Source organism: uncultured Zoogloea sp. (assembly GCF_937894855.1).
In the GTDB taxonomy this organism is placed as follows: Bacteria; Pseudomonadota; Gammaproteobacteria; order Burkholderiales; family Rhodocyclaceae; genus Zoogloea; species Zoogloea oryzae.
The window spans coordinates 1-6,118 of record NZ_CALAYQ010000090.1; the positions used below are offsets into that span (position 1 = coordinate 1).

A 6,118-nucleotide genomic window follows, 5' to 3' on the forward strand; every position below is an offset into this window, starting at 1 on the left:
AGAAGTTGACGATCCGGTCGATGGCCTGGTTGGCGCTGTTGGCGTGCAGGGTGGCGAGGCACAGGTGACCGGTTTCGGCGAAGGCGATGGCGTAGTCCATCGTCTCACGGTCGCGGATCTCGCCCATCAGGATCACGTCCGGCGCCTGGCGCAGGGTGTTCTTGAGGGCGGGCTCCCACGAGTCGGTGTCGATGCCGACTTCACGCTGGGTGACGATGCAGTTCTTGTGGGCGTGCACGAACTCAATCGGGTCTTCGACCGTGATGATGTGACCGAAGCTCTTCTCGTTGCGGTAATCCACCATCGCGGCCAGCGAGGTGGTCTTGCCGGTGCCGGTGCCGCCGACGAAGATCACCAGGCCGCGCTTGGACATGGCGATGTCCTTTAGCACCGGCGGCAGGCCGAGTTCGTCGAAGGTGGGGATCTTCTGCGGGATGGTCCGCAGGATCAGCCCGACCTGCCCTTGCTGGATGAAGGCGTTGGCCCGGAAGCGGCCGATGCCCGGCGGCGAGATCGCGAAGTTGCATTCCTTGGTCGCCTCGAACTCCGCTGCCTGGCGGTCGTTCATCACCACCCGCGCCAGTTCGGCCGTGTGGGTGTGGGTGAGCTGCTGGTTCGACTGGGGAACGATCTTGCCGTCGATCTTGATGGCGGGGGGGAAGTTGGCGGTGATGAAGAGGTCGGAGCCGTTCTTCTGAAGCATCAGCTTCAGCAAGTCGTGCATGAACTTGAGTGCCTGATCGCGTTCCATGGTGGATTCCTGTTGCGGCCGGCCGTGGCCGGCGGGGTCGAGTTTGGGGCGGGCGGTGCTCAGACCGGGAAGCTGTCCTTGTTGGCGGCGCGCAGGCGGGCCTCGGCGCCGGAGACGATGTTGCGGCGGACGAGATCGGTCAGGCACTGGTCGAGGGTCTGCATGCCGACGCTCTGGCCGGTCTGGATCGCCGAGTACATCTGGGCGACCTTGTTCTCGCGGATCAGGTTGCGGATGGCCGGGGTGCCGATCATGATCTCGTGGGCGGCCACCCGTCCGGTGCCGTCCTTGGTCTTGAGGAGTGTCTGGGAGATCACCGCGCGCAGGGATTCGGACATCATCGCGCGCACCATGTCTTTCTCGGCTGCCGGGAAGACGTCGACGATACGGTCGATGGTCTTGGCGGCGGACGAGGTGTGCAGGGTGCCGAACACCAGGTGGCCGGTTTCGGCGGCGGTGAGGGCGAGGCGGATGGTTTCCAGGTCGCGCATTTCGCCCACCAGGATCACGTCCGGGTCTTCACGCAGGGCGGAGCGCAGCGCCGCGTTGAACGACTGGGTGTCGCGGGAGACTTCCCGCTGGTTGATAAGGCAGCGCTTGGATTCGTGGACGAATTCGATCGGGTCTTCAACCGTGAGGATGTGGCCGTATTCGTTTTCGTTCACGTAGTCGACCATCGCCGCGAGGGTGGTGGACTTGCCCGAGCCGGTGGGGCCGGTGACCAGCACGATGCCGCGGGGCTGGTTGGAGATTTCCTTGAAGATCTTCGGGCAGTTGAGTTCGTCGAGGGTCAGCACCTTGGACGGAATGACCCGGAACACCGCTGCCGCGCCGCGGTTCTGGTTGAAGGCATTGACCCGGAACCGCGCCAGGTTGGGGATCTCGAAGGAGAAGTCGGTCTCGAGGAACTCTTCGTACTGCTTGCGCTGCTGGTCGTTCATGATGTCGTACACCATGCCGTGCACGTCCTTGTGGGCCAGGGCGGGCAGGTTGATGCGCCGTACGTCGCCATGAACCCGGATCATCGGCGGCAGGCCCGCGGAAATGTGCAGGTCGGACGCCTTGTTCTTGACGGTGAAAGCGAGCAGTTCGGTGATATCCATCGTGGAGACTCGTGGCTGGAGGTGTGGGCGGGCGGCGCTTGCGGGCAGGCCCTCGGCCGGATTTCGGCTCAAGGGCCAATGCTATACTCAACGGCCCTTTCAGCCCGAAATTAAGCGTTGAGCAATTATATGTCAGGCCTTTCCGGCCGCCTCCAAAACCTTGTCACCCGCATTGCCCGGGCGGCTTCCGACGCCGGGCGTGATCCCGCGGGCATTCGCCTGCTGGCCGTCAGCAAGACCTGGCCGGCGGAATCCGTGCGCGAGGCGGCGGCCGCTGGTCAGCATGCCTTTGGCGAGAATTACGTGCAGGAAGGCGTCGCCAAGGTCGAGGCGCTGGCCGATCTTGGCCTCGAATGGCATTTCATCGGGCCGCTGCAGAGCAACAAGACGCGGCCGGTGGCCAACAGCTTTGCGTGGGTGCACTCCATCGACCGGCTGAAGATCGCCCAGCGGCTGTCGGAGCAGCGCGACGTGTTCCTGCCGCCGCTGCAGGTGTGCATCCAGGTCAATGTGAGCGGCGAGGAGAGCAAGAGCGGCGTCTCGCCGGCCGAGCTGCCCGAGTTGGCCCGGGCGGTGACGGCGCTGCCGCGCCTCAAGTTGCGCGGTCTGATGACGATTCCCGAACCCACGTCCGACGTGGCCCTGCAGCGGTCGCGCTTTGCCATGCTGCGGCAGCTGATGGACGATCTGCGGACCGACGGGCTCGATCTCGACACCTTGTCGATGGGCATGTCCGACGACCTGGAGGCGGCGATCGCCGAAGGTTCGACGATGGTCCGTGTCGGCACCGCGATCTTCGGATCGCGCAATTACGCGAACTGAAACGCAAACCGATTCACCCGGCCCGGCGGCGCAGCTTGCCGGGCGTTTTCAAACCAATTGGTGGAACCGAAACGATGAAAATCACCTTCCTGGGCGGCGGCAACATGGCAGCGGCCCTGATCGGCGGACTGGTCAAGCAGGGCTTTGACGCGGCAGGCGTGCAGGTGGTCGAACTGACCGCCGAAGGGCGCGAGAAGCTCGCCGGGCAGTTTGGCGTGCGGGCGACCGACGCCCTCGACGACCAGGCGCTGGCCTGCGACGTGCTGGTGCTGGCGGTCAAGCCCCAGCAGCTGAAGGCGGCGGTCGCGCCGATCGCCGGCCGGCTCTCCAGTCAGGTGGTGGTTAGCATCGCCGCCGGGCTGCGCCTGGCGGATATCGGCCGCTGGCTGGGCGATTACCGCAAGCTGGTGCGCGCCATGCCCAACACCCCGGCGCTGATCGGTGCGGGCATCACCGGCCTGTTTGCAGATGCGTCCGTCGATGCGGCGGGGCGTGCGGCGGCGGAGCAGGTGCTGGCGGCGGTCGGCAGCACTGTGTGGGTGCCGGCCGAAGCGCAGATCGATGGCGTGACGGCGATCTCGGGCAGTGGCCCGGCCTACGTCTTCCACTTCATCGAGTGCCTGCAGGCTTCCGGCGAGGCCATCGGCTTCGATGCGGCCACCGCCCGCAAGCTGGCCATCGACACCGTGCTCGGCGCGGCGAAGCTGGCTGCCGGCAGCGACGAATCGCCGGGCGTGCTGCGCGAGCGGGTCACCTCCAAGGGCGGCACCACCGAGGCGGCGCTCAAATCCTTTGCGGCGGACGGTTTCCCGGCCATCGTCGAGCGCGCGGTGAAAGCCGCCGAAGCCCGCGGGCGTGAGCTGGGCGACCAGCTCGGCCGCGACTGAGGAGGAACGCCATGCTCGGCAGCCTTCTCCTCACCCTCGTCGATACCCTCGGCGGGCTTCTCTCTGGCGTGCTCCTGGCGCGCTTCGTGATGCAGTGGCAGCGCATCTCCTTCCGCAACCCGATCGGCCAGTTCGTGGTGGCGACCACCGACTGGCTGGTGATTCCCCTGCGCCGCTTCATCCCCGGCCTGAAGGGGCTGGATCTGGCGAGCCTGCTGCCGGCGTGGGTGGTGCAGGTGCTGGTGGTGTTCATTGCCCTGGCGCTGCGCGGCGCCATCGAGGGGGCAGATCCCGTCGGGCTGCTGGTGGCCATGTGGGGTGTTGGTCTGCTCGAGACGGTCAAGGTCGGGCTCTATCTGCTGATGGGTGTGGTGCTGATGTCGGCGATCTTTTCGTGGGTCAATCCCCACGCGCCGCTGGCCGGCATCATCTACGCGATGGCCGAGCCTTTCCTGCGGCCCTTCCGGCGCATCATTCCGTCGATCGGCGGGGTGGATCTGAGCCCGATCGCGCTGCTGCTGGTCCTCCAGCTGGTGCAGAACGCGCTGGCGATGGGCAAGTACATGCTGCTCGGGCTGGCCTGAGGCATGGACTGGCTCAACCGGGCGGCCGATGGCAGTCTTGTGCTGAGCCTGCACATCCAGCCCGGCGCGAAGAAGACGGAGATTGCCGGCCTGCACGGTGAGGCGCTGAAGATCCGCCTGGCAGCGCCGCCGGTGGATGGCAAGGCCAACGCGGCGCTCATCGCCTTTCTGGCCAAGACCTGCGGCGTGCCCAAGTCGGCCGTCGAGCTGGTGAGCGGCGATACGTCCCGGACCAAGCGGGTGCGCCTCACCGGCGTCGATGTGGCCACCGTGGAGGCACTGGCGGGCGGTTGATGGCGGTGAGGCGGGGCAGGCGCTGCGATTACGAGCCTGAAAAATGAAGACGGCACCCTGAGCGGGTGCCGTTTTTTATTGCGCGAGGCCCGGGATTCCGGGCTCGGCAATGCTCAGCGCTGCTTGCGCTTGAAGCGGCGGATGGCCGCAAGCCCCAGCAGGCCGGTGGCGATCAGCAGAGGCGAGCTCGGTTCGGGGATGGCGCCGCCGCCCGTGCTGCCGCCGGAGGCGATGTCGAGGGTCTCGCCGAGGGCGTAGCCGTAGGTGAGCGTCAGGCTGTCGCCGGCAGCCAGATCGCCCAGGTCAAAGCCGATACCGATCGTGTAGTCGCCATTGCCGCTGTTGGTGCCGGCCAGGTAGGTGGCGGGGTTGGTGGCCCAGCTGGCGCTGACGCCGGCCTTGTGGCGGTAGGTGGCAGCGGTGAAGGCGCAGATCGTCTGGCCGGTGCGGGCGCCCGTGGCGCAGGCCTGGTCGTCGGACAGGGTGACGTTGGTGGTGTCGTACACTCTGTAGGCGTTGACGTCCGGATCGGGATCGAGCGTACGCAGGAAGTTCAGGCTGGTGAGGACGCTGGCGGTGTTGTTGGTCAGCGTGGTGGTGATCTCGATCGCAGAACGGCCGCCGATGGTGGTGAGCGAGTAGAGGTTGCTCACGCCCAGCGCGCCGTCGAGGGAGCTGGCGCTGGCGCTCACGACCGTGGAGGAGATCTGGTCGATGGTGAAGCCGACGAAGGAGTTCGAGCCGTGCCCGGTGTTGTTGCTCTGGTAGTTGCCGGCCGACGAGGTGATGTAGAAGCCCTCGAACGGGGTGCCCGGCGTCAGGAAATCGTTGATGCCGTAGATGCTGGAGCCGGTCGGGTCGAACAGGATGCCGGGCGAGACCGTCTTGTTCGAGCCGAGGGTGCCGTAGTTGCTGACGCCGGCCAGAACATAGTCGTTCTGGAGGGTTCCCGTGGCCTGGGCAGTCAGCGGCAGTGCAAGGCTGAGAAGTGCTGCGCCGATGATCTTGTTCTGGGCGGATTTCATGGCGTTAGGTCCGGAAAATTGGAAAACGCCTGACGGATAGCAATATTTGTGCCCTATTTGTAAGTTTATGCAAATAAAGGGGAATCTTTTGTATGAAATTCGGCTTCTAAAACAACTGTAAAAAATTTCGACGGTATTTTGTGGAAATTTTCACGCCCCGATGGTGAAAACGTAGATCAAGTGATGATGTGCTTCCTGGCAATTTTTCGAGCCGCATGGCATGCGATGAGGCGACGCTGGCGACGAGCGGGCGTATGCCCAGCGTTTTTCGCCGGGAAGGCGCGGATTTCGCCGGAAATGAAAAACGGCGCCGGGTTTCCCCAGGCGCCGTCTGATTCAGCAGGCTGGCCGCCGACCGATCATTCCATCGCTTCGTACAGCGGAAGGGTCAGGAATTCCGGGTATTCCGGGGTCAGGGACATCTTGTCGAAGATGACCGCGGCCTGGTCGTAGCTGGCGGTGTCCTCGCCCTGGGCGGTGACGGTGGCCTTCACCTTGGCGAGTTCCTCGGCGATCATCGGACGGACCATCTCGACGGTGACCTTGCGGCCGTCGTCCAGGATGCCCTTCGGCGAGACGACCCACTGCCACACCTGGGAGCGGGAGATTTCGGCGGTGGCCGCATCTTCCATCAGGTTGTGGATGGGCACGC

7 protein-coding genes and 1 pseudogene are annotated in these 6,118 nt (G+C 65.2%); 4 read left to right on the forward strand and 4 right to left on the reverse strand.

Translation table 11 applies throughout. The features are described from left to right. Both Q0672_RS11580 and Q0672_RS11585 read right to left on the reverse strand, forming a co-directional pair. Positions 1 to 751, reverse strand: a 751-nt coding sequence (locus tag Q0672_RS11580) for a PilT/PilU family type 4a pilus ATPase (protein WP_298622324.1), incomplete at its 3' end; no start/stop codon positions are given. 59 nt (positions 752 to 810) lie between these two features. Then, positions 811 to 1,854 carry a type IV pilus twitching motility protein PilT gene (locus tag Q0672_RS11585; protein WP_298622326.1) on the reverse strand — a complete coding sequence of 348 codons (1,044 nt, stop codon included), beginning with the start codon at positions 1,852 to 1,854 and terminating at the stop codon, positions 811 to 813. A 129-nt stretch (positions 1,855 to 1,983) separates the two neighbouring features. On the opposite strand from Q0672_RS11585, the gene Q0672_RS11590 reads away from it, so the two are divergent. The 4 genes from Q0672_RS11590 (at position 1,984) to Q0672_RS11605 (ending at position 4,441) form a co-directional block, all read left to right on the forward strand. Then, positions 1,984 to 2,676, forward strand: coding sequence for a YggS family pyridoxal phosphate-dependent enzyme (locus Q0672_RS11590; RefSeq protein WP_298622328.1), 693 nt, complete (start codon positions 1,984 to 1,986; stop codon positions 2,674 to 2,676). A 74-nt stretch (positions 2,677 to 2,750) separates the two neighbouring features. Next, positions 2,751 to 3,563, forward strand: coding sequence for a pyrroline-5-carboxylate reductase (gene proC, locus Q0672_RS11595; RefSeq protein WP_298622330.1), 813 nt, complete (start codon positions 2,751 to 2,753; stop codon positions 3,561 to 3,563). Positions 3,564 to 3,574: 11 nt separating this feature from the next. Further along, positions 3,575 to 4,147 carry a YggT family protein gene (locus Q0672_RS11600; protein WP_298622332.1) on the forward strand — a complete coding sequence of 191 codons (573 nt, stop codon included), beginning with the start codon at positions 3,575 to 3,577 and terminating at the stop codon, positions 4,145 to 4,147. A gap of 3 nt (positions 4,148 to 4,150) precedes the next feature. Beyond that, positions 4,151 to 4,441 carry a DUF167 family protein gene (locus Q0672_RS11605; protein WP_153159716.1) on the forward strand — a complete coding sequence of 97 codons (291 nt, stop codon included), beginning with the start codon at positions 4,151 to 4,153 and terminating at the stop codon, positions 4,439 to 4,441. Between the two features lie 113 nt (positions 4,442 to 4,554). Here the strand turns inward: Q0672_RS11605 and Q0672_RS11610 are convergent, their stop codons facing one another. Further along, on the reverse strand, positions 4,555 to 5,466 hold the full coding sequence (locus tag Q0672_RS11610) for a PEP-CTERM sorting domain-containing protein (RefSeq protein WP_298622335.1): 912 nt from the start codon (positions 5,464 to 5,466) through the stop codon (positions 4,555 to 4,557). 359 nt (positions 5,467 to 5,825) lie between these two features. After that, positions 5,826 to 6,118, reverse strand: a pseudogene (locus tag Q0672_RS11615) (malate synthase A); the annotation flags it as partial.